This is a genomic window from Bifidobacterium sp. wkB344, from assembly GCF_003688305.1.
Taxonomy (GTDB): domain Bacteria; phylum Actinomycetota; class Actinomycetes; order Actinomycetales; family Bifidobacteriaceae; genus Bombiscardovia; species Bombiscardovia mizhiensis.
The window spans coordinates 131936-154108 of sequence record NZ_NPOQ01000008.1 but is presented as its reverse complement, the minus strand read 5'-3'; the positions used below and the strand labels follow the sequence as shown (position 1 = coordinate 154108).

Annotated in this window: 19 protein-coding genes and 1 riboswitch; of the genes, 6 read left to right on the top strand and 13 right to left on the bottom strand. The window is 61.8% G+C overall.

Annotation, left to right across the window (positions count from 1 at the left end; genetic code table 11):
• Position 1: 1 nt before the first annotated feature.
• Both CI601_RS01320 and CI601_RS01315 read left to right on the top strand, forming a co-directional pair.
• Positions 2 to 451, top strand: coding sequence for an RpiB/LacA/LacB family sugar-phosphate isomerase (locus CI601_RS01320; protein ID WP_121914027.1), 450 nt, complete (start codon positions 2 to 4; stop codon positions 449 to 451).
• Between the two features lie 179 nt (positions 452 to 630).
• A complete protein-coding gene (locus CI601_RS01315) occupies positions 631 to 1371 on the top strand; it encodes a triose-phosphate isomerase family protein (protein WP_121914026.1) in 741 nt (246 codons plus the stop codon).
• A 208-nt stretch (positions 1372 to 1579) separates the two neighbouring features.
• On the opposite strand, the gene CI601_RS01310 is transcribed toward CI601_RS01315, so the two are convergent.
• On the bottom strand, positions 1580 to 3019 hold the full coding sequence (locus CI601_RS01310) for an FtsX-like permease family protein (RefSeq protein WP_121914025.1): 1440 nt from the start codon (positions 3017 to 3019) through the stop codon (positions 1580 to 1582).
• A 199-nt stretch (positions 3020 to 3218) separates the two neighbouring features.
• A riboswitch (guanidine-III (ykkC-III) riboswitch) is annotated at positions 3219 to 3282 on the top strand.
• An 8-nt stretch (positions 3283 to 3290) separates the two neighbouring features.
• Here CI601_RS01310 and CI601_RS01305 point away from each other — a divergent pair.
• The 3 genes from CI601_RS01305 to dtd all read left to right on the top strand — a co-directional run bounded on the left by CI601_RS01305 (position 3291) and on the right by dtd (position 5086).
• Entirely contained in the window at positions 3291 to 3608 is a 318-nt protein-coding gene (locus tag CI601_RS01305; RefSeq protein ID WP_121914058.1) for a multidrug efflux SMR transporter, read from the top strand.
• 64 nt (positions 3609 to 3672) lie between these two features.
• A complete protein-coding gene (locus CI601_RS01300; protein WP_121914024.1) occupies positions 3673 to 4191 on the top strand; it encodes a GNAT family N-acetyltransferase in 519 nt (172 codons plus the stop codon).
• Positions 4192 to 4585: 394 nt separating this feature from the next.
• Positions 4586 to 5086, top strand: a complete 501-nt coding sequence (gene dtd / locus CI601_RS01295; RefSeq protein WP_121914023.1) for a D-aminoacyl-tRNA deacylase — start codon at positions 4586 to 4588, stop codon at positions 5084 to 5086.
• On the opposite strand, the gene CI601_RS01290 is transcribed toward dtd, so the two are convergent.
• The 12 genes from CI601_RS01290 to mraZ all read right to left on the bottom strand — a co-directional run bounded on the left by CI601_RS01290 (position 5079) and on the right by mraZ (position 19558).
• The gene (locus tag CI601_RS01290; protein ID WP_259465272.1) at positions 5079 to 6341 is read right to left on the bottom strand and encodes a cell division protein FtsQ/DivIB; all 1263 of its coding nucleotides are present in this window, start codon (positions 6339 to 6341) and stop codon (positions 5079 to 5081) included. The genes dtd and CI601_RS01290 overlap by 8 nt on opposite strands.
• The gene (gene murC, locus CI601_RS01285; RefSeq protein WP_259465276.1) at positions 6338 to 7906 is read right to left on the bottom strand and encodes a UDP-N-acetylmuramate--L-alanine ligase; all 1569 of its coding nucleotides are present in this window, start codon (positions 7904 to 7906) and stop codon (positions 6338 to 6340) included. The genes CI601_RS01290 and murC overlap by 4 nt, the downstream gene beginning before the upstream one ends.
• A gap of 129 nt (positions 7907 to 8035) precedes the next feature.
• Positions 8036 to 9268, bottom strand: a complete 1233-nt coding sequence (locus tag CI601_RS01280; RefSeq protein WP_183129704.1) for a glycosyltransferase — start codon at positions 9266 to 9268, stop codon at positions 8036 to 8038.
• A gap of 70 nt (positions 9269 to 9338) precedes the next feature.
• Positions 9339 to 10562, bottom strand: coding sequence for a putative peptidoglycan glycosyltransferase FtsW (locus tag CI601_RS01275; RefSeq protein ID WP_121914020.1), 1224 nt, complete (start codon positions 10560 to 10562; stop codon positions 9339 to 9341).
• Positions 10546 to 11985 carry a UDP-N-acetylmuramoyl-L-alanine--D-glutamate ligase gene (murD, locus tag CI601_RS01270; protein ID WP_121914019.1) on the bottom strand — a complete coding sequence of 480 codons (1440 nt, stop codon included), beginning with the start codon at positions 11983 to 11985 and terminating at the stop codon, positions 10546 to 10548. The genes CI601_RS01275 and murD overlap by 17 nt, the downstream gene beginning before the upstream one ends.
• A gap of 79 nt (positions 11986 to 12064) precedes the next feature.
• Positions 12065 to 13168 carry a phospho-N-acetylmuramoyl-pentapeptide-transferase gene (mraY, locus tag CI601_RS01265; RefSeq protein WP_121914018.1) on the bottom strand — a complete coding sequence of 368 codons (1104 nt, stop codon included), beginning with the start codon at positions 13166 to 13168 and terminating at the stop codon, positions 12065 to 12067.
• A 74-nt stretch (positions 13169 to 13242) separates the two neighbouring features.
• Entirely contained in the window at positions 13243 to 14769 is a 1527-nt protein-coding gene (gene murF, locus CI601_RS01260) for a UDP-N-acetylmuramoyl-tripeptide--D-alanyl-D-alanine ligase (protein WP_121914056.1), read from the bottom strand.
• A 9-nt stretch (positions 14770 to 14778) separates the two neighbouring features.
• Positions 14779 to 15660, bottom strand: coding sequence for a UDP-N-acetylmuramyl peptide synthase (locus CI601_RS01255; protein WP_121914017.1), 882 nt, complete (start codon positions 15658 to 15660; stop codon positions 14779 to 14781).
• 46 nt (positions 15661 to 15706) lie between these two features.
• Positions 15707 to 17488 carry a penicillin-binding protein 2 gene (locus CI601_RS01250; RefSeq protein ID WP_121914016.1) on the bottom strand — a complete coding sequence of 594 codons (1782 nt, stop codon included), beginning with the start codon at positions 17486 to 17488 and terminating at the stop codon, positions 15707 to 15709.
• Positions 17485 to 17976 (bottom strand): hypothetical protein, encoded by a 492-nt coding sequence (locus CI601_RS01245; protein WP_259465271.1) that lies wholly within the window; start codon positions 17974 to 17976, stop codon positions 17485 to 17487. Before CI601_RS01245 ends, CI601_RS01250 begins: the two co-directional genes overlap by 4 nt.
• A complete protein-coding gene (gene rsmH / locus CI601_RS01240) occupies positions 17973 to 19064 on the bottom strand; it encodes a 16S rRNA (cytosine(1402)-N(4))-methyltransferase RsmH (protein WP_183129703.1) in 1092 nt (363 codons plus the stop codon). Before rsmH ends, CI601_RS01245 begins: the two co-directional genes overlap by 4 nt.
• Positions 19065 to 19075: 11 nt before the next feature.
• Positions 19076 to 19558 (bottom strand): division/cell wall cluster transcriptional repressor MraZ, encoded by a 483-nt coding sequence (gene mraZ, locus CI601_RS01235; RefSeq protein ID WP_121914015.1) that lies wholly within the window; start codon positions 19556 to 19558, stop codon positions 19076 to 19078.
• A gap of 277 nt (positions 19559 to 19835) precedes the next feature.
• On the opposite strand from mraZ, the gene CI601_RS01230 reads away from it, so the two are divergent.
• Positions 19836 to 22070, top strand: coding sequence for a UvrD-helicase domain-containing protein (locus CI601_RS01230; protein WP_121914014.1), 2235 nt, complete (start codon positions 19836 to 19838; stop codon positions 22068 to 22070).
• Positions 22071 to 22173 lie beyond the last annotated feature (103 nt).

Sequence of the window (22173 nt, the reverse complement as noted above, 5' to 3'; positions counted from 1 at the left end):
TATGAAGCTGGCTTTCGGTTGTGATCCCAATGCCACTGAGCTCAAGCAGGCCTTGATAAAAGAGGCTGAGCGGCTCGGTCATGAAGTGGTCGACTTCCCCTCTGGGGATCCTATTTATGCCAACACCGCCATAGCGGTCGCAAAGTCGGTTGCCGCCGGTGAAGAGGACCGTGGAATTCTGCTGTGCGGAACCGGTATAGGTGTGTCCATCGCTGCAAACAAGGTCCCCGGCGCTTATTGTGCATGCGTGACCGATATCTATCAGGCTCAACGAGCAGTGCTCAGCAATAATGCGAATCTGATCTCAATGGGAGCCCAAGTAGTTGGAGTGGAGTCGGCCAAGATGTTTATGGACGAGTACCTGAGTCATACCTTTGACCCCAATTCGCGCAGCGCTCCTAAGGTCGACCGAATTAACGAATACGAACGTGGGACGCTAGGAACCTGCTAAGACGGCTGGCCTAAGTGAATAGATGCGTTCAGGCGCGCGGTAGACAGCTCAAAAATGTCTCTGCGCGCCTGTGCGATGAGACGTTGCAGGAATAGTGACGTTGCTTCTGCCAAGGAGCTATGACTGCAAACAAATTGACAGTAGATACTAAATAATTCGATCATGCGGAAGTAGAAGTCATGGCAATCGTTGCCTTAAGCACCAAGATGTATTTCCCCCGAAAAAGGACGCTAGACTATTGTCGGCGTCTGAGTCAACTACTGAAGCCCATCCATGACGCTGATTCTGTCGTTATGGCCGTGCTTCCTGATTTTCTCACGATTGCTTCAGCGGCATCGTTGCTGAAACCGGCAGGGGTGCGACTCGGAGCCCAAGATGTCTGCCCCGACGACAGAGGAGCGTACACCGGAGAAGTATCTGGCTCAGATTTGGCTGCTCTGGGTGCTTCGATTGTAGAAATCGGGCACATTGAACGTCGCAGATATTATCACGAGGACGATGCCCTTATCTCAGGTAAGGTGGCCGCTGCTTGGCGCAACGGTCTGACGCCACTGTTGTGTGTGGGCGAACCAGAACGCATGGATGCAGGAAAAGCATCGCAAGTGTGTATCGAAGAGATCAATAACGCTGTAGATGGTCATAAACCAGGCCCGCTATGGGTGGCATATGAACCGATATGGGCGATAGGAGCCCAGCATCCCGCCTCAACAGAGTATGTGCGCGAGGTATGTACTGCTATTTCTGAACATTTCCGACAGTACGACGATAAAATATCCATCATTTATGGAGGTTCGGCAGGACCCGGGCTTCTGACTGAATTATGGCCAGCTGTCGACGGGTTGTTCTTAGGCCGATTTGCGCACGAACCCGAAGCTTTCATTTCAGTTGTGCAAGAGGCCCGCATGCTGGAGGCTTCCTGATTCTGTTATCGGAGCATGAATGATCATTCGGGCCCACTTACTACATTCAAACCCACAGAGCTTTCTATTTTTGCGCAAGGAAGGGGAACAGAACAGCTTGACAGGCAAAGAGGTCTGAAACTTCCCTAATGCATTTGCGACAATCAACAGTCCATAACCAAACCTCTAGAGCGATCTTTATAGACCTACTCCATATGCTTGGTGTGAATCATTCGCCTACGGCCCCTTGCAGAATGGCTATGGGCGAGCGCCGCAAAGCAGGCCGCGCCGTCAACATGGTCGCCAGCGAGCCGACGACGATGATCGGCAACCCACATATAAGGAGGAACTGCCAGGGAAAGACCATGGACAGACTGTGGACTAGTGGCCAGTAGACCATAGCTGTGCTCAGCCCGACCAGTCCGGTGCCGCCCGCAGCGATGATAATGCCTGTGGTCATCACGATGGTGCCGTCCAATATGGATATAGCAGTCAGCTGCTGCGGGTTTGCGCCTGCAATTGACAGGAGCGCCAAATCGAGGTCACGATCCCGAGCGGCGATGGCGAACCCCGCGATCACGCCGACCAGGGCGACCAGCAGCGCTGCCCAAAAACCATAGAGCAACTCCAAAGTTCCACCCGATGTGACGTTCTCTATTCCTGGCACCTTATTCATAGCGATGGTACTGGTGCCTCCGGCAGCCAACAGACCGCCAACCAGAAACATACAGGCAGTCAGAGCTATAACTGTTGAGCCGAATGTCGTATCTCGACTCCTGACCGCAGCCTGTGAACGCGCTATCCGCCAGACAGCAGATGACGAGGGGACCAGAGCAGTCCAGAGTTGAGTGACCCTGCTTATAACTGGCCCCCCAGAACGTGCCAAGGCAATCAGCAGCAAGAGAATAGCAAACAGCGGTCCACTTCCAACGGTACTTATGACCGCCTGGACCTGCTTAGGCTCTAAGGACCCGGAGCCGCTGTGCGAAAGATAGGCAAAGACAGGCAATGGCAATAGCAGCAAGGCCGACCCAAGAAAAAGGGATACAAGACCGCGTCCATGTCTCGGCCGTTCAACCGATTCGCTCTCCTCAGCACGGCGCACCACCCGGACGGGTGTCATCTTCCCCAAATCCCGCAATGTCCGGCTGGTCGCCAAGAAAGCTGTGGCTAAACCCACGGCAAGCCCAATCAAGGCAGACCTGGGAAAACCGTGCCAGGTAAAAGCGAAATGTACCGGTATTCGCATCCCGGTGGAATACCAATCGAGGATCCTTCCAGCCAGCGCAGGTGAAAGAGCCACAGCAACAAGGGAGGCTGGCAGAGCCAGAATCATCACCTGCAAAAGCGTGAACACCAGGATCTGCTTAGGCGTAGCGCCCAGCAGCGAAAGAAGGGCCAGCCCCTGCCGACGTTGGCGAATCGATGCCTGCAGGGTCTGTTTGATCACCAGACAGCCGAGCACAACGACCGTGAGAAAGACCAGACTCAGGACCGAAGCCAGGCTCTTGGCAGGATCCCTGGTTTTGGCCGACAAACCTTGGTAATAGCTGTTGACACCCATGCTCACGCTCATGGCACAGAGCAGGGTTTGGGTGACCACAAGAACGATAAAGACGCCAGCCCAGATGCCACTATTGGCTTTCAAATCACGTAAGGCCCAAGTCATGTTTCATTCACCTGCCACGTCCTCGTGCGTACACTCGACTACATTCCTCTATTACATGAATAGCCGACCGACGCGAAAGACAACATCCGGCAAACCCCTGAAACGACCCTGAATCAACCCTGATTCCCTCTCGCAATGGACCGTCGACCGCTCCCTTGCTATTCAACTATCAGGGTGCTGCCTCGTGCTATTCTGATATTCAGAATCTGACTCAGGTTCCCGGACGATGGTCAAGTACCCGGACAGCGACAAGACTTGCCGGAAGGGAGCCATGTCCTCGTGGATCATACTTATACTCGCTGGCGTCTGTGAATCGGTCTGGGCCACCGCCCTGGGCAAGTCACAAGGCTTTACCAAAATCGTCCCTGACATCGTTTTTATTGTGGGATTGATTCTCAGCATGATGGGTCTAGCCTTTGCCATGCGCAACATCCCTACCAGCACGGCCTACGCGGTCTGGGTCGGCATCGGAGCTGCCTCGACTGTCCTATACGCCATGGCTACGGGCTCGGAGCCTATTTCACTCGCCCGCATTCTGCTCATCATCGGTTTGGTCGCCTGCGTGGTCGGACTCAAGATCGTCAACTGAAAACAGTGCCTATCAAAGCAGATATATCCAAGCAGCAGAATCAACGAGGAAAGGAATCACCATCATGACCACAACAATACGGCAATGCACATCAGATGAAGCCGGACTGATACGTTCCTTGGGCATAACCACTTTCCGCGACACCTTCGCCGCCGACAATAGCCAAGAGAACATGGAAGACTACCTCCGGCACTCCTTCTCCCCCGAACTGGTCAAGTCACAACTGTCCGAACCTGAATCCGTTTTTCTTCTGGCCAGCGTGGATGGCACGCCCGCAGCCTACATGCAGCTCAACACCGGGAAGGCCCAAACAGAGCAGTTCGGCGACACATCCATGGAGATCGAGCGGCTATACGTCCTATCGGATTTCAAGCACCGCGGATTGGGCACCCTGTTGATCAATCGAGCCTTCAAACGTGCCAGGACTCAGAATTTGAACAAAATCTGGCTGGGTGTATGGGAGCACAATGAGCCCGCCCAACGTTTCTACCAAGCCATGGGCTTCAAACGAACCGGGGAGCACACCTTCACCTTGGGCGAGGATCTACAGACCGACTGGATCATGACCGCAGCAGTCAGTTGACGAATACGTCTGTATAATCCAGCGACGCCAACGGATCTGAGACGATCCAAGGGAAACCATGACTGACCAGAATCCGCCCGTCAGCGAAGTAAGTAGGTAATTCCTCATGACATCCTCCATGCACACCGATCAGGATTGCGCCGACGAGGCAGCCCGTCATATTGCCTTGGCAACACAGGCACCGCGGACTTCGACCTGAAGCTAGGCATCGTAAGAGTTGAGGGGACAGCCATCGACTGGACCGTTGACAGGAACCAGCCCTGCTACGACTACATTGAAGTGGGTGTCCTTCATGCCAGTCTTCGAACGGTTCTCTAGTCTGACTCTCACCAGGTACCGGTCCAGCTGTACACTGCGACACTACAACAACGCCTGAAGTCTTTAGACTGAAAGCATGAGAATCGTCATACAACGGGTCAGCCATGCCCGGGTCGATGTGGTCGACGAGCAAGGGCAGCCGGATCCTGATTTTCAACCCCAAAGTATCGGCAAGGGACTCTTGCTGCTGGTGGCCGTCCAGGATGGCGACGGAGCTGACCAGGTCAACTATGCTGTCCGCAAGCTGACCCGGATGCGCATCTTCGCCGACGAGGAGGGTCGGATGAACCGGTCGGTCCTGGACTGCGGCGGCTCCATTCTCTCCATTTCCCAGTTCACCCTCTATGCGGATCTGCGTCATGGCAATCGCCCCAGTTTCATGGCTGCGGGAGAACCCCAGCATGCCCAAAAGGTCTGGCAGGATCTGAACCGGGCACTGGCCGCGACCGGTGTGCCAGTTGCCGTCGGACAATTCGGCGCCCACATGCGGGTGGATCTGGTCAACGACGGCCCTGTGACCATCCTGCTGGACACCGACAAACTAATGAAGCCGGCAGCTTCTACAGTGTCTATTTGACGATGGGTCGCAGAGGCGCCGATACATCCAACTGATGCTTGTCGCCGATCTTGGACGGATCGTTGATAATCTTGTCAACCACGGCCTGTTTGAGCTTCAGATCGGAGCCGTCGCCCCAGATGATGACATGTTTGCCCTGGTCCAGCTCGGTGGTGATGGAGTCCTGGGTTTCAGCAGTCACCTTGGTCACCGAATGACGCATGGCCTCGGGCATGGTTGACAGTATCCGCAGGGTCTGCCTGACCGCCTGATCCTGCTGGGCACGATTGACGGTGGACACCTGGATGACCGGCACTCCCTTCACCGGCTTGGACACAGTATTGAGCACCCTACCTTGTCTGTCGACGGCCGTCAGTTTGTCCTGCGCATCCTTGAAGACCGCGGTGGGCTCCTGGGCATCGAAGGTCACTTCCAGACCGTGCGGAAAACTCTTGCGGACCTTGGCATCGGTCACCCCGGCCATACCGCTGATCTCCTCCTCGACGCCATTGGTTGAAATCAGCAGCAGCGAGCGATCCCCTTGATTGGCCACGATTGAGGCCACTCGATCATTGGACACCCAGGCATTGCCGCCGCTGACACCGATCTTGTCAGTCTGCAGGCGGAAAACCGGCGAGAGGAAGAGCAACCATGACAGTCCTGCAATAAGAGCCATGACCAGGAGAACGACAGCTGTCCGGATCAGAACCAGCCTGCGGCTGACCTTCTTCTTCTCGCGCACCCGGGCCTGAAAGTCCAGAACCTTGGGCCGAACAAAGATCCCCAGCCCCTGATCCTCCTGGTCGGTGCCTATCCTGCCAGAGACGGGTCGGTCCGGCGGTATGGTCCGGGCATCGACGAATCCGCCGGCCGAACTCGTCGAACGAGATTCCGCAGACTTGGATGCCACAGACTTGGAAGCGGAGGCACTGCTGCCTTTGACCAGCGAGCGGGAGGATGAAGAGGCCGACCTTGGGCTACGTGTCCGGGTTCCTCCTGCATTCTTGGCACGATTCGGACGACCCTTGAGGCGCTTGGACCGCTTAAGGCGCCTGCCCCGGCCGCCTGTTTTTTCAGCCTTGGACCGGTGACCTGCCAGTTCAGCAGCATCGGAAACGGTCGACCTGCCTGATCTGGAGGTTCTACCGGTCCTCGGTTCCTCTTTCGAAGACTTGGTGCGCCCAGACCGGGCTGTCCGTGCGGCCTTGGCAGCCCGGACGGCCCTGGTCCTGGAAGAGGCTCCACCTGAGGCGCTGCGACCCTTGCTGGTTTTCACTGCTCGTCCCGTTCAGCCAGCCTGTCAAGAATGACCGGCCCCATGGCGGTGACATCGCCGGCGCCCACAGTCAGGATCACATCCCCAGACTCCGCCCGCTCGGCCAGATCCAGAGCTGCCTGATGCATGTCTGGGCAGGCCCGGAAGACAGCTTCGGTCGACCTCTTCCCGGAATCCCGAGACTCCTGGTTGGATGCCTTGCGGGCAGCCGCGGGAATGGTCCCGGCATCCACGCCCGGAAAATCGCTGGCCAGCTCGCGGGCAGGGAAGATGTCGGTGACGGTCACGTCGTCCGCCAAAGATAAAGCATCTGCGAACCGGTCGGCGAAGATGGCCGTGCGCGAATACAGGTGGGGCTGGAAGAGCACCCTGATGGTCCGCCCCGGATAACGCCGTCGGGCGGCGGTCAACAGGGCGGCAATCTCCGTAGGATGATGGGCGTAATCGTCCACTACGGTGACCCCATGCTGGATTCCGCGGACCTCAAAGCGGCGAGAAGCCCCACGGAAGTCGGTGGCAGAAGCGGCGGCCGTATCGGGATCCATTCCCAACAGGATGGCGGCGATGATTGCCGCGGCGGCATTGCGGGCGTTGTGGATGCCGGGAATCGCCAAGTCCACCTGCAGATCGAGCGGCTTGCCGGCCTCCAACCCTGCGGCCTGGAGCACCTGCGCGGGGAGGGCCAGACGGCAATGCTCACGACCGCTGCCACTGCTTTCAGACTCGGATTCGATGCGGATCAGGCCCAGAACCCCGGGCAGGGAGTCAGTATTCAGCTGAGGATCCGAGGCATAGACGATGATCTTGGCCTGGCAGTCCCCATGCAGCCGCCGCAGCACCTCCAGGGCGCCCTGATCGTCCCCACAGACCACCAAGAAGCGGCGGGCATGCCGGGCATGTTCCACAAAGGCCTGGTGGAAGGCATCGGCCGTGCCGTAGTGGTCCAGATGGTCGGGCTCCACGTTGGTGATGATGGCGACGTCGGGAGTGTACTTGCCAAAGCTGCCGTCGGACTCGTCCGCCTCGGCCACCAGGACCCGTCCGGCTCCCACATGCCCTCCGTCCATAGGTCCCTGGTCGCTCTGAAGGCTACCCCCGATGGCGTAGCTGGGATCGGCCAGATCACCTTGACCGCCCTTGGTCAGCAGGTGGGCCAAGAGCGCACTGGTAGTGGTCTTGCCATGGGCACCGGCCACGGTGACCGAAATCCTGGAGTCCATGAGCAGGGCCAGAATGTCGCTGCGATGAACCAGCCGGGCGCCCGCGTCACGAGCAGCCAGAATCTCAGGATTGTCGGGCTTGATGGCACTGGACCAAACCACTGTGCGGGCCCCGGCCACGTTGCTGGCGTCCTGACCGATGGTGACCGGTATTCCCAGCTGACGCAGACGGCGGGTTTTATCCCCGTCGGCGCGGTCGGAGCCCGAGACCTGCGCCCCCTCCTGGTGAAGCATCTCGGCCAGCACGCTCATCCCGGCCCCGCCGATGCCGATGAAGTGGGTGGGCCCCAGATCCTTGGGGTCGCGCACTCCGGCCTGGACCAAGGCAGGCAGGCAGGGGTCCAGAACCGGCAGGGACCGGTCGCCGCCGTCCTGCCGACCGGGCACAGTATTCAATTCATGCTTGGGCACAGTAGTTGCATCTCCTCCAACAGTTCAGGACGGTCGCCCGTCGCCTGCCTCTATTATGCCCGATTAGGCCCTCCCAGAGTCCTTGCGGGCAAGGTGTTGGTCGGCCATGGTCAGGATCTGCTCAGCCATCACCTGTGCAGCGTCGCGAATCCCGTATCCCCAGGCCCGGCGGCGCATGTCAGCCAGCCTATCCTTATCAGCCATAAGAGCAGGGACGTGCTGGGCCACCCATTTGGCGTCCAGCGCCGCATCATCGACCATGAGCCCTCCCCCGGCCTGAACGACTGGCTGGGCGTTGAATCGCTGCTCGCCGTTGCCGATGGGCAGGGGCACGTAGACGGCGGGCACCCCCAGGGCGGCCAGCTCGCTGACAGAGCCGGCGCCAGCCCTGCAAACCACCAGATCTGCGCAGGCGAAGGACAGATCGATCCGCTCCAAGTATTCGGCCATGTGGTAGTCCCCCCGGCCCTGGTGGGCCGGGTCCAAATCGTTGATGACCGCATCGCCCAGATCAGCCGCCACCTGCTCTCTGACTTGGTCGGCCTTGCCGCGGCCCGTCAGATGGATGACCTGGGTTCGCTCCAATAGTTGCCGGGCCGCGCCAGCCACCGCCTTGTTCAGGCTGAGCGCACCCAGGGATCCCCCGGTGACCAGCAGGATGGGCCTATCGGGATCCAGACCCAAGGACTGCGCCGACTCCCGGCGAGCGCCCGAGGGATCAGCCTCCATCTGCTTGGCCAGTCGGGCGATAGCTGGCCGCAGGGGAAGACCCACGCGGCGCACAGGCACTCCGGCCCGGGCTCGGATGCCGGTATCCTCATAGGCTGTACCTACGAAATCAGCCCAGCGAGCGCCCAGCTTGTTGGCCATGCCTGCCCGGGCGTTCTGCTCGTGGACGACGATGGGCAGACCCAGGTTCCGCGCAGCCCTGTAGGCCGGCGCCGAGGCATAGCCGCCAAAGCCGACCACCAGGTCGGCCGACCGTTCCTGCAGATATTCTCGGACCCGCTGCACCTCATGCCGCCAACGCCGGGGAAAGCCCAGGGCGGCCTTGCCGGGGCGACGGGGGAAGGGCACCTTCTCAATCAGGTCCAGGGGAAGTCCGGCGGCCGGCACCAGGTCGTGCTCCAGCCCGACAGCAGTACCGATCACGCTGACAGCCGCCTGGGGGCAGCGTTCCCGAATGGCCGCAGCCACGCTGAGCAGGGGGTTGACGTGCCCTGCTGTCCCACCACCGGCCAGCACCAGATGGGGACCAGCGCCCTTACCGGCATGCTCCTGGTCGTCCCCAGGCATCCCGTTCTCGGTCCTCGTCGCTGTCGTCATCCCTGAATCCGCTTCCTTTCCGCCATATCCATTCCATATCTCATGACCCGTCCGTGGCCGCCTTCACGTCCGGCTGAGTCCGAATCATCTGCAGGGCCACCCCGGCCGAAGCCAGGCAGGAGATCAGGGCGGTCCCTCCAGCCGACACGAAGGGCAGGGGCAGGCCGATGACCGGCAACAGGCCCAGAACCACGCAGATGTTGACCAGGGCTTGACCCACCAGCCATACATCCAGGCAGATCAGCACCATGCCCGCATACCGGTTCCTGGTGGTCAGGGCGATCCTCAGCATGCACCAGCCCATGACCACGAAGACCAGAATAAGCATGGCCGCCCCTACAAAGCCCAGCTCTTCGCCGATGACAGCGAAGATGAAGTCATTGTGCGCCTCGGGCAGGTAGTTCCACTTCTCCCTGGAGTTGCCCAGCCCGACCCCGGTCAGCCCCCCCGAGGCCATGGCATACAGTCCGTGGATGGACTGGTAGCAGACACCCTGAATGTCATCCGCCGAGCACTTGCCATAGGCGGCCATGATTCGCTGGGTCCTGTTGCTGTTGCCATAGACCGAGAAGCCGATGACCGCCGCCATCCCCAGGACTGCCAGGCTGAGCAGCCAGCGCAGGGGGAAGCCCGAGACCAGGAAGGCCACGAAGCCGATGATGACGATGATCATGGCCGTTCCCAGATCCTTGCCCAGCATGATCAGCAGGAAACTGACGATAAAACCGGCGGCCGGCTTGGCATAGGCCTTGGCCAGGCTCTTCAGGTCGGAATCCTTGCCAGCCTGCCGTTGGGCTTCGATCAGGGCCTGGGGCAGCCACAGGCACAGGGCCAGTTTGAGCAGCTCGGCCGGCTGCATGGAGATGCCCCCCACCGAGATCCATCCCTCATTGCCGTTGGCGGACCGCCCCAGCGGAGTACGCGTCAGCAGCTGAACACCCTGGCTGACAATCAGAAACCCGGTACTCCAGCTCCGGTAGCGGTCGATGCTGATCCTCACGGCCAAAAGGGCCAGCAACAGCCCCACCACGGCGTATATGCTCTGACGAATAACCTGGCTCCAGGGAGAGCTGCCCTGGGCCACCAGATCAACAGCCGAGGAGGAAAAGACCATCATCAGGCCGAAAACCGTGGTGGCGACGACCGTGGCCAAAAAGCCGTAGTAGCACCAGAGCGGGTTGAGGATGGCCCGCCAGCCCCGGTAGTCCCCCTTGCCGCCAGACCCCCGGGAGGGAGCCTTGTGCGGATCAGTGTCGCGCTTCATGCTCGTGGACCCACTGTTCAGCCTGCTGGGCAAACTGGTCACCCCGGTCGGCATAGGAGGCGAACTGATCCATGGAGGCGCAGGCGGGGGCCAGCAGAACCACCTGGCCGGGCTTTGCATAGGAGCCGGCTGCACGGACGGCCCTGGCCATAACCTGATCGCCGGCACCAGGGTCGATCAGGGTAACTGGCAGATCGGGCGCCTGGTCCTTGATGGCCTGGGCCATGGGCTGCTGATCCCGGCCGATGATCACGGCTGCAGCCAGCTTGGACCTGCGGGACCGGACCAGATCGTCAAAGTGGGCGCCCTTGGCCAACCCGCCGGCCAGCCAGACCACCTGGCCGTCATGGTAGCTGGCCAGGGAGGCCTCGGCGGCATGGGCGTTGGTGGCCTTGGAGTCGTCTACAAAACGGATGGCCTGCGAACCCTGTCCCAGGGTCGCCACGGTGCTGATCCTATGGTCGCCGGGTGTGAAAGTACGCATGGCCTCGATGGCCGCGGCGACCTTGGCCCCAGCTCCCAGTGCCAAGGCCAGGGCACAGAGGGCATCAGCCAACAGATGGGGGTAGACCGTGCCGTCAGGCTCGCACAGATCCGTCAGATCGGCCACCCGAACCAGCCTGACACCCTCCTCAAAGTCATGACCGGTCAATCCGCTGCGGTCTATGACCCAGCCGTCCTCTACGCCCAACTGCCCAGGCTCGGGCCGACCCAGGGTGAACCCCACACGTCGGCAGCCTGGGGCTGGCTGCGCCTGCCTGGCCAGTTCAGAGACCCGGGAGTCGTCAGCGTTATAGACCAAGGCCTTGCGCACGCCCCGGTAGATGCGCGCCTTGTCGGCCGCATAAGCCTCAAAGCCCCCGTGCCAGTCCAAGTGGTCGTCGGCCAGATTGGTGATGGCCGCGCACTCCAGGGCCGGCGAGAAAGTGAAGTGCAGCTGGAAGGAGCTCAGCTCCACACAGAGCATGTCATTGTCGGGGTCCAGAACGGCTGTGGAGACGGCCTTGCCGATGTTGCCCACCGCAGGGGTCGTGAACCCACTGGCCTGCATCATGGCGGCGACCATCCTGGTGGTGGAGGTCTTGCCATTGGTGCCGGTGATTCCGATCCAGGGGGCTGGCCGGCCGGTCCGGGCTGCGGGCACCCGCAGCATCCAAGCCATCTCCACCTCGCTGACCACAGGGATGCCCCGACGCTGCGCCTCAAGGATAAATGGGGTGCGCGGATTGAAGACGGGCGAGGCCATGACCAGGTCCACCTGGCTCCAGTCCACCTGGTCGAAGTCATGAAGATCGGCCTGCGGGGCGCGCTGGTCCACAGTGATCACCCTGGCCGCCCGGCCTCGCAGGGCTGCGGCCACGCTCCGTCCGGAAATGCCCAGCCCGGCGACCAGTACACGCTTCTGGCTCAAGTCCATATCCATGAACACCTCATTCCGCTAGCTCCGGCATCTGCTTGGCATGATACCGGCTGCCGAAGTCCGGTACCGTGAATGGACGCACTCAGATGGGCAACCCAGAGCGGACCACCCAGTCTGCATAGAAGCAGACCAGGGCCAGCAGGACGAAGATCAGGTCCACCATCCAGAACCGGACAACAACCTTGGACTCCTGCCAACCCATCAGCTCGAAGTGGTGGTGGATGGGTGCCATCTTGAAGACCCGCTTGTGGGTGAGCTTGAAGTAACCCACCTGGATGACATCGGAGGCGGCCTCTCCCACGAAGAGCCCGCCCAGGATGACCGCCAGAAGCTCGGTATGGGTGGCGATGGACAGGGCTGCAAAGAGTCCTCCCAGGGCCAGGGATCCGGTGTCCCCCATGAAGATGGAGGCCGGATTGGTGTTGTACCAGAGGAAGCCGAAGCAGGCCACGGCGGCGCAGCAGGCGATGATGGCCAGGTCCAGGGGGTCGGAGACCGCGTAGGCATGCCCGGGATGGCCGCCACCCTTCAAGTGGTAGCTCTCCCAGATTGCAATGACCGTATAGCCCACGAAGGCGATCATGGAGGAACCCGAGGCCAGACCGTCCAGGCCATCGGTCAGGTTGACCGCATTGCTCCAGGCCGTCATCAGCAGATTGACCCAGATAATGAACAGCACCACGGACAGGACACTGCCCGCCATTCGAAAGTCGATAATAGGGTGCTCAACGAAGGATATGCCTGCCTGAGCGCTGGGATAGCCGTTTTTGGTGGGCAGCTTCAGGGCCAGCACCGCGTATATGGTGGCCAGAATGAACTGACCGATGAACTTGGCCCTGACCGACAGGCCCAGATTCTGCTTCTTACGCACCTTGGCAAAGTCGTCGATAAAGCCCAGGAAGCCCATGGAGAGCATGGCGAACAGAACCAGCATGGCCGACAGGGACACGGACTCCCCCCGGGACAGGTAGCGGTAGAGCGCCGAGGCTGCCCAGCCCAGCAGGATGGCCAGGTTGATGACCAACCCGCCCATAGTCGGGGTGCCACGCTTGACCAGATGGGACTTGGGCCCGTCCTGGCGGATGTACTGGCCGTAATGCAATCGGTGGACCAGCCGTATCAGCAGGGGGGTCCCTGCCAGCGTCACCACCAGGGCGACCAGGATTCCGATGATGAGGGCAATCACAGTGTGTACTCCAACTCTTGAATTCTGTCCTTGAACGTTCGAACCCGCTGCGGGTATACCAGCGCACTCATGGCTCAGCCCTGCCAGCGGTCGGCCAGACCGGACAGGCCGGACATGTGCGAGCCCTTGAGCAGGACAAGATTTTGCCGATCCGAATGCTTGTCGCATAGGCGGCGGACCATCTGATCGGCCTGGTCAGCATCCTGGGCGAAGAGGACGCACATGGCCCCAGACCGTTCCTCGCTGGGATCAGATAGGCCGCCAGCACCACGGACAAGGGCATGAACCAACCTGTCCATCTGCTGATCCCTGCAGCCCACCGCGACCAATGCATCGACGCCCAACCGACGGCAGTAGGCGCCGATCTCCTGGTGCAGCTGCTCCCCTCGATCGCCCAGCTCAAGCATGACCCCCAGGACGGCTATCCGATAGAGCGGGCCATCGGATCCCCTCCATGTGGCCAAGGCGTCCAGACCAGCCCGCACGGAATCGGGATTGGCGTTGAAGGAATCGTCGATCAGGGTGAAGGAGGCATCCGGCAACCGGACCGAAGACAAAGCCATCCGATGCGGGCTTATTTGCCGCTGCCGACCCAGCTCATCGGCGATGCGTTCTGCGTCCATACCCAGGGCGTGGGCTACCGTGGCGGCGGCCAAAGCGTTCATGACATTGTGCCGTCCCGGAATGCCCAGACGCAGCCGCACTGGTTGCTGGCCACGCAGACGCAGTTCGAAGGCCGGCCTGTCCAGACTGTCGCTGTCCAGGTAGCGAGCCGAGCCATCCAGGTCGCGGTCCTGCCCGCCATCATCAGCAGCCATGCCAAATCGCAGAACAGACCCAGAGGCCAGATCAGCCATGGCAGCCACCCGAGAATCGTCGGCATTGAGTACGGCGGTCCCGCCCGGCACCAGGCCTTGCACGATCTCACTCTTGGCCTGGGCGATGCGCTCCACGGAGCCAAATTCTCCCAGGTGGGCCACTCCCACCTTGAGGACCAGAGCCATGTCCGGCGGAACCATTTTGGTCAGCCGGGCGATCTCACCCACATGGTTAGCGCCCATCTCGGCCACCAGATACCGGGTGTCAGGCCCCACTTCCAAGGCGGTCAGAGGAAGGCCGATCTCGTTGTTGAAAGACCCGACAGGGGCCACCACCGGGCCAAGGAGTGCCAGCAGAGAGGACAGCAGATCCTTGGTGGTGGTCTTGCCGACGGATCCGGTGATACCGATCACAGTAAAGGGTTCTGCCGCTGCACGCCGACGGTCCATATTGGCCCGGGCAAGCAGCCCCAGGGCAGCAACCGTATCGTCCACGAGAATCTGCGGCAAGTCAGCGCCCGGAACGAGATGATCGACCAGGGCCGCGCGGCAGCCCTTGGCCCCCAGGCCGGGAACATAGTCATGGCCATCCACATGCTCGCCCTTGATGGCTACGAAGAGGCCATCGGCCCCCGCCTGCCGGGAGTCGGTCACCACACGCATGCGCACGGACCGCCGGTCAGGTTTACGACCAGAACCGACTTCAACCAGCCGACCGTGCACATATTCGACGACCTCATCCAGGGTCATGGGCATGGACCCGGCCCTTACAGACTGACTCATCCTCACCTCTCAGGACATCTCGCGGGAGACGCGCAGGGCGCTCCTGATGTTGTTGCGTTTGACGCCGGCGGCCATGGTCATGGCGATGCACAGGGACAGATCGTCACTATTCGCATCGGCGGGCAGGGACTGGCGGGCCAGCCCATCGGATTCCTCGTTGCGCTTGGCCACGATGGTATGCCCGCCCAGGTTGAACCCGTATCGACGAGCCCTGGAAATCAGCCGTACGTGCCGCATATCGCGGGTGGAGCCCTCCTGGGCGCCCAGGGCCACCACATCCAGGTCCACTGCCTGCAGAGCGTCCCTGGCCAGGGTCTGGTCGTCCACGGAGATGACCACGGCGGCCGCCCCATCCTCCAGGGCAATGGACAGACTGCGCTGCACATCGAACATGCTCAGGGGATATTCCAAGTCCAGTCGCCGGTCCAGCGAGTATGAGCCCTTGGCGCTGAGAATGCCGACAGGATTGCCCAGCACATGCAGGAAGTCAGCCAAGAGGTCCACCTGGTCCTGCACCTGGGAACCGACCAAAGCGAAGACAGCCAAGGCCCCTGAAGGGTCACCGGCGGCGTTGGCCAGCAACTGGCCCATCTGCCAGGCATGCATGGTGCCGAAGAGCAGGGGTATGCGGGCTCGGCCCACCTCTTGACGGGCCGAGGTCGGCAACAGGGCCGCATAGGCGCCGCGAAGCTCAGCTTCCTCAATCATGCCCTGGTCCACCTGCCGGTCTGCAGGCACGTAAAGGCTGCCGGGCCGCACTGAGGGCAGGTCGTCCACCAGTGAAGTCACTGTAACTGGTTCAGCGAAATCAGGGACCAAGGTCAGCCCGTAGCGCCCCTTGAGCTGACCCAGGGTCAATCGTCGGGAGATTGATTCACTCAGCGCACTCATGCTGCAATCTCTCCTTCGTCCGGGAACGCCATGATGCCTGCCGGTATCACCATGTTACCGGGATAGCATCGGTTCTGGGCGGGGACGTGGGGACCTGGTATTTCTGCATAAGGAATTCACCGATCTGGGCGAAGATGGGACCGGCGGTGATGCTGCCGAAAACGCCATCGCTGCTGTGGGGATTCTTCAGCACCACGGTGACCACAAAATGAGGGTCGTCAGCAGGCAGGATTCCCACCCAGTCGCTGATGATGCCGCCCAGGCCGCCAGAGCTGTCGGCCACCTCGGCAGTGCCCGTCTTGGAGGCCACCCGATAGCCCTCCACCTTGGCCGTATTCTGGTACTTTTCAGCCACCGACTCCATGCCGTTCATAACGGTAGCCGCCACCTTTTCGTCCACTACCCTCACCCGGTTGGCATTGACGGCACCCTGGCCGTGGATGATGGTCTGATCAGCCCGGACCCCCTTGTTGGCCAGGGTGGCGATGACGTTGGTCAGCTGGATGGCGTTGGTGGCATAGCCCTGGCCGAACAATACCGTATTGCGGGTGCGCCGATCCCAGGTCTGAGGCGAAGTCAGCAGGCCCTTGGACTCCCCCGGCAGACCTAGTGCCGAAGCCTGGCCGATGCCGAAGCGGGTCAGATAGTCGTAGCGCTTCTGGTCCGGGTAGTGTTCGCCTGCCATGACCATGCCCACGTTGGAGGAGTTCTGCAGAATGCCGGCAAGGGTCCAGTGCTCGGCTGGATGGTCGAAGGCATCCTTGTACTGCTGGTTGTCCACGGTGATGTGGTCGGGCACGGTGAAGCGGTCGCTCATGGAGTGCACCTGCTCTTGGAGCATGCCGGAGATCGAGATCGTCTTGCCGATGGAGCCGGGCTCGAAGGTCTCCGCCACCGCCCGCGAGGAGTTGACCTTGGCCTGGTCACTGCCCGCCTGATAGTCATCGGTGTCGGCCAGGGCCAGGATCTCGTTGGTGCGGGTGTCCTGGACGACAGCCAGAGCCCAGTCGGCATGAAAGCGCTGGCAGCCTGACTTGAGGGCTTGACGGACATACCACTGAACGTCTTGATCAACGGTCAGGGTCACATCCTTGCCGTTGACCGGATTGCGCTGACGGGTCACGGTTCCGGGGATCTCCTGACCAAGCATTCCCTGCTGGTAGACCGTGTAACCGTCAGTGCCGGTCAGCTGCCGATTCTCCATCTGCTCGATCCCTGCCACGCCCTTGCCGCTGTCGTCGATGCCCCCGATCAGGGCTCCCATCAGATCCGCATGCGGATAGGTGCGCTCACTGCTCAGTTCTGCCGTGATGATCCCCTGCAGCCCCAGCTTGTCGATGGAGCGCTTGACCTCGGGAGTCACCCGCTTGGCCAGAACCACGTACCGTCCAGGGACACTGAGCTTGCCGCCCAGCTCCATGGCGTTCATCCCCAGGGCCGGCGCCAGGAGGCGGGCCACGCCGGCAGCACCGTCAGCGCCCACCGGATGGCCTTTGATGCTGTGGCAGTCACTGCCTGTACGCTTGGTGCAGTTGACTGGTATGAAGGAGGCGGCCGCCTCGGGGTCGCCGATGATGTTGTACCGCTCCAGGCTCTGGGCAAGCACCCGGCCATTGACATCCAGGATGCGGCCACGCTGGGCCTTGATGGTGTGCGGCACAGTGCGGCCCGCCGCAGCGGCTTGCGCCATGGACCTTCCGTCGAAGAGCTGGATGTAGGCCAGCTTACCCAGGGCCAAGGCGGCCACCAGGATCAGAATCAGACCCACAGACAAGGAACGTTTGCAGAAAGACAGGTGCCAGGAGCGTTTGGTTCCCTTGCTGCTCATGGATGCCCCGCCTTGCCCTGGGCATCCTGAGGGGGCTTGTAGCCCTGCAGATCGATGGAGTTCAGGCCCTGCTGGGGCTGCATGCCCAACTGCTGGGCCTTGTCCGGCAGGGAGGCTTGGAGTTGGTCGAGCTTGTTCTGATCATCCTGGACGTCCTGGGTCAGATTGCTGATTTCATGCTGGACCCTGGTGGCCTCGAATGAATCCTGGACCATCTGGGTACGCAGCATCAGGGATCCGAACATGCAGGCGGCCAAAAAGATCACGGAGGTCATGATGCGCAAGAGGGGATTGCCGCGGGTCCGCGTCCAACCGATCAGACGCCGAGCCCCCTCAGCCAAAGGACCTCGTTCGGGACGGCGGGCCTTGCCTGCCTTGCCTGTGCCCTTGATCAGACTGAGCTCAGGCCTGGTGGGCATCTCCTGGATGCGAGGATGACCCTTGTCCGCAGATGTCTTGGAACGGACCGAACGTGCTGGCATGGTCATGACCGGCGCCTCGATTCCGAACCGTGGCCGGCATGACGACGGTGACCAGCTGAGCCCTGCCCACGGGCCTCGGCCTGAAGCCGACGACGACGCTCCTCGGGGATGGCTCCGATCATCTCAACAGCCCGCAGGCGCACTGAAGCAGACCTGGGGTTGCGTTCCCGCTCAGCAGGGTCGGCCTTGACAGCACCATGAGTCAGGTCCGACAGGTAGGGTCGGGCCTGATCGGGCACCACCGGCATGCCCGCCGGCAGGTCCACATGCAGCCCTGGCGCCATGAAACGCTTGACCATGCGGTCCTCCAGGGAGTGGTAGGACTCCACGACCAGACGACCTCCCTTGGCCAGCCGCAGGATGGCCTGGGGCAGGGTGCGCCTCAAACGATCCAACTCTCCATTGACCTCGATGCGCAGAGCCTGGAAGACCCTCTTGGCCGGATTGCCAGGAGGACGGTGGCCACGCGGCACTGCCCTATCAACCAGACGGTCCAGCTGGGCCGAGGTGGTCAGCGGTTGCTCCTGCCTGGCTTCAACGATGGCTCGTGCGATGCGTCCTGCATAGCGCTCCTCCCCATAGCGGGAGAAAATGTCAGCCAGTTGGGCCTGGTCGTACTCGGCCAGGACCTGCGCAGCCGTCAGCTCCTGGCTGGTGTCCATGCGCATGTCCAGCGGGGCGTCCTGACGGTAGGTGAATCCCCTGTCGCGCTGGTCGATCTGCAGAGAAGACAATCCCAAATCCATGAAAACCAGGTCCACCTGGCCTAGGCCAAGGGCATCCAGCTGCTGGTCCAGCTGATCAAAGGGGGCGTGAACCGGCGTGAAGCGGTCGGCCAGACCCTCGTCGCGCATCCGGCCAGTGGCCAGATCCAGGGCCTGGCTATCCCTGTCTATGCCAATAAGACGGGCCTCAGGGCAGGACTTGAGGAAGGCGGTGGCGTGACCAGCCAGGCCCAGCGTGCAATCCACAGCCACGGCCCCAGGGTGTTCCAAGGCGGGCCGAGCCAGCGCAAGGCAGCGTTCCAGCAGGACGGGACGGTGGACCTTGCCGCTGTCCACGGCCTCCTGGTCGAGAGGATTGCGTTCTGACATCAGGGCCTCCATCAGCAATCCACCGCCGGAAGAACATCATCGGCAATGTCGGCATAGCCCTGCTCCTTGCTCTCCAGGTAGGCAGTCCAGGAATCCTGATCCCAGATTTCAGCACGGGTGCCCACACCGATGACCACCACGGGGCCGGTCAGCCGTGCATAGGGGCGCAGCATGGGCGGGACCAGGATGCGCCCCTGCTTGTCGGGGACCTGGTCGACGGCGCCTGACAGAAATACGCGCAGGTAGTCCCTGGCCGATTTGTCACCCATTGAGGTGTGCTGGATGCGCACGGCCATCCGCCGAAATTCCTCGGTGGGCAGCAGGCTGACGCAGCGTTCCTGGCCACGGGCCATGACCAGGCCCTGACCCAGCTGAGCGCGGAACTTGGCGGGCAGAGCCAGGCGGCCCTTGGCATCCATCTTGGGGGTGTAGGTGCCCAGAAGCATGGGCGGCAGAGAAGGCGAGGCGGCATCTGCATCGTATGTATCGGCCATGCCCCACCTCCAATGCCAGTTTTGGTAACCATGGGACGGCCCCATCGGGTAGCGTCCCCTACGCAGTGCTCCCCACTTTACCCCACTTATCCCCATTGCTCACCACCTTGACACCACTTCAGGCCCAAACCCAACCATTCGCCCCGCCGAAGGGTCCACCTCGGCGTTTCGCCACCCGACAAAGAGGGCACGGCCGAGGGTCAGTTGAACCGAAAAAGTAGAGGACGGGCGGTATATTGGATCATCCGATTTTGAACATTCCACAGAACGGACGCACATGTCGAGCTATTCCTCACAGCTGCATGAAGAGCAGACGGCGGTGGACAGGGCCTACGGCCGTCTGGACGAGCTGCGGGCGCAGGCCAGGACCAGACTGGACGCGGTTCGGGCCGCCGGCTCCCACGGTTCCCCCACCCAGCGCACCGAGCGGGATTCCTTCGCCAACATGTACGAGGACCGGCTCACCCAGCTGCGGGCCGTGGAGGACCGTCTGGTCTTCGGCCGACTGGATACTGCCCAGGGCGGTCGGCGATATATCGGACGACTGGGCCTGCTTGACAGCAACCATGAGCCCATCCTGACCGACTGGCGTGCCGAGGCCGCACGCCCCTTCTACGAGGCCACTCCGGCGGACCACGGCGACATCGTCATGCGTAGGCACATCACACTCAACTTCCGCCAGGTCACCGGCATCGAGGATGAGGTTCTGGACCTGTCGGCCCCAGAAGTGGACAAGGCGGCCCAGGGCGGCACCCTGGCCGGCGAGGGCGCGCTCATGGCATCCCTGTCCAGCCGCCGCACCGGGCAGATGACCGACATCGTGGCCACCATCCAGGCTGAACAGGACCGGATCATCCGCTCCCCCATGACCCGTCCACTGGTGGTCCAGGGCGGACCGGGCACCGGCAAGACGGCCGTGGCCCTGCACCGGGCCGCTTATCTGCTCTACACGCATAGGCGCAGACTGGAGAGTTCAGGCGTGCTGATCGTCGGGCCCAGCAACGCCTTCCTGCACTATATTGATCAGGTCCTGCCCTCCCTGGGTGAGACCGGAGTGCTCAGCCGCACCATGGGCGACCTCATCCCCGGCATCAGCACTGAACGCCAGGAGGACCCGCACGTGGCCCGGCTCAAGGGGGACATCCGCATGGCCGAGGCCGTAGCCAATGCCGTCGCCTCCCGGGAGCGGGTGCCTGCCTCCCTGCCCACGGTCAAGGTGGATGGGGTGGCCGTCCCTATGCTGGCGGTCGACCTGGAACAGGCCCTGGTCGATGCCCGACGCAGCCACCAGCCCCACAACAAAGCCAGGAATACCTTCGTGCGCTCGGCCCTGAACGCCATGACCGCCCGCTATGCCGAAGGCGTGGACTATCAGCCTGGAGCCGAGGAACTCGCCCGGGTCACCTCCCTGCTAAGACTGAACGACCAGGTGCGGCGGACCCTCAATCTAGCCTGGCTGCCCATGAACCCCCGCTGGCTGGTCAATGACCTCTGGTCCAGGCCAGACCGTCTGCGCCGGTTCGCCCCCTGGCTGACTCCTGAACAGATTGATCTGCTGACCCGCCAGGACGGCGCAGAACTGACCGTATCCGACATCCCCATCCTGGATGAGGCCATGGAGCTGTTGGGCCCTGACCCCCGTCAGGCGGACCGCGACCAGGCTGAAAAGGCCCGCCGCGATGAGGAACGACGGTTTGCCAGCGACACCTTGGCCCAGAATGGCATCGGAACGGGCATCGTGACCTCGCAGATGCTGCTTGATTCCATCAACGGCCAGGACGAGAACCAGGCAGCCACACAGGCGGCCGCCGACCGCGAATGGGTCTACGGGCACATCGTGGTCGACGAGGCCCAGGAGCTGACAGCCATGGACTGGAGGATGCTGGTCCGGCGCTGCCCCTCCCGATCCTTCACCATCGTCGGGGACGTGGCGCAGACGGCCGCACTGGGTGGCACCCGGTCCTGGGCCTCCACCATGGATGCGCTTTTCGGTCCCGATGGATGGGATCTGCGGCAGCTGACCATCGACTATCGCAACCCCCGTCAGGTATCCAACCTGGCTTCCTCCTTTGCTGCCTCCGAGGGCCTTGAGGTTTCGACCCTCAAGGCTGTGCGCGAGGTGGAAGGATCGGTAAGCCGCCTAAGGGCAGAGGATCGGGTCAGTTTGTTGGATCAGCTGCCTGACCTGGTGCGCGAACTGGCGGAACGTCATCTGGGCAAGGACGGCACCGGACGCCTAGCCATCATCGTTCCCAGCGCCCTGGAAGCCGAAGTCAGCTCGCGCCTGCATATTGATAAGGCTCAGGAGCATCAGATCATGGTCACGACCACCGGCCACACCAAGGGCCTGGAGTTCGATGCCGTGATTCTCGTGGAGCCTGGTGCCATTCAGGATGAGGCTCCTTCCAGGCTGAGCGCAGCGTCTGACCTCTATGTGGCCATGACGCGCCCCACCCAGGAGCTGGTCATTGCCCAAACTTCCGGGGATCAGAAACTATTGAACCTGGGATGAAGTATCTAGTGCCGGGCCAGTATCAGGCCTGGCACCGCGTTCACTTCCAGTCACAGGCCAGCCCCGTCACACAATGACGGAAGCTGCTGGCCTGCTGCGGTGT

Coding starts and splice junctions, on each gene's coding strand:
- CI601_RS01320 (WP_121914027.1), top strand. CDS start 2: ATGAAGCTGGCTTTCGGTTGTGATCCCAATGCCACTGAGCTCAAGCAG.
- CI601_RS01315 (WP_121914026.1), top strand. CDS start 631: ATGGCAATCGTTGCCTTAAGCACCAAGATGTATTTCCCCCGAAAAAGG.
- CI601_RS01310 (WP_121914025.1), bottom strand. CDS start 3,019: ATGACTTGGGCCTTACGTGATTTGAAAGCCAATAGTGGCATCTGGGCT.
- CI601_RS01305 (WP_121914058.1), top strand. CDS start 3,291: ATGTCCTCGTGGATCATACTTATACTCGCTGGCGTCTGTGAATCGGTC.
- CI601_RS01300 (WP_121914024.1), top strand. CDS start 3,673: ATGACCACAACAATACGGCAATGCACATCAGATGAAGCCGGACTGATA.
- dtd (WP_121914023.1), top strand. CDS start 4,586: ATGAGAATCGTCATACAACGGGTCAGCCATGCCCGGGTCGATGTGGTC.
- CI601_RS01280 (WP_183129704.1), bottom strand. CDS start 9,268: ATGCCTGGGGACGACCAGGAGCATGCCGGTAAGGGCGCTGGTCCCCAT.
- CI601_RS01275 (WP_121914020.1), bottom strand. CDS start 10,562: ATGAAGCGCGACACTGATCCGCACAAGGCTCCCTCCCGGGGGTCTGGC.
- murD (WP_121914019.1), bottom strand. CDS start 11,985: ATGGATATGGACTTGAGCCAGAAGCGTGTACTGGTCGCCGGGCTGGGC.
- murF (WP_121914056.1), bottom strand. CDS start 14,769: ATGAGTCAGTCTGTAAGGGCCGGGTCCATGCCCATGACCCTGGATGAG.
- CI601_RS01255 (WP_121914017.1), bottom strand. CDS start 15,660: ATGAGTGCGCTGAGTGAATCAATCTCCCGACGATTGACCCTGGGTCAG.
- CI601_RS01250 (WP_121914016.1), bottom strand. CDS start 17,488: ATGAGCAGCAAGGGAACCAAACGCTCCTGGCACCTGTCTTTCTGCAAA.
- CI601_RS01245 (WP_259465271.1), bottom strand. CDS start 17,976: ATGACCATGCCAGCACGTTCGGTCCGTTCCAAGACATCTGCGGACAAG.
- rsmH (WP_183129703.1), bottom strand. CDS start 19,064: ATGTCAGAACGCAATCCTCTCGACCAGGAGGCCGTGGACAGCGGCAAG.
- mraZ (WP_121914015.1), bottom strand. CDS start 19,558: ATGGCCGATACATACGATGCAGATGCCGCCTCGCCTTCTCTGCCGCCC.
- CI601_RS01230 (WP_121914014.1), top strand. CDS start 19,836: ATGTCGAGCTATTCCTCACAGCTGCATGAAGAGCAGACGGCGGTGGAC.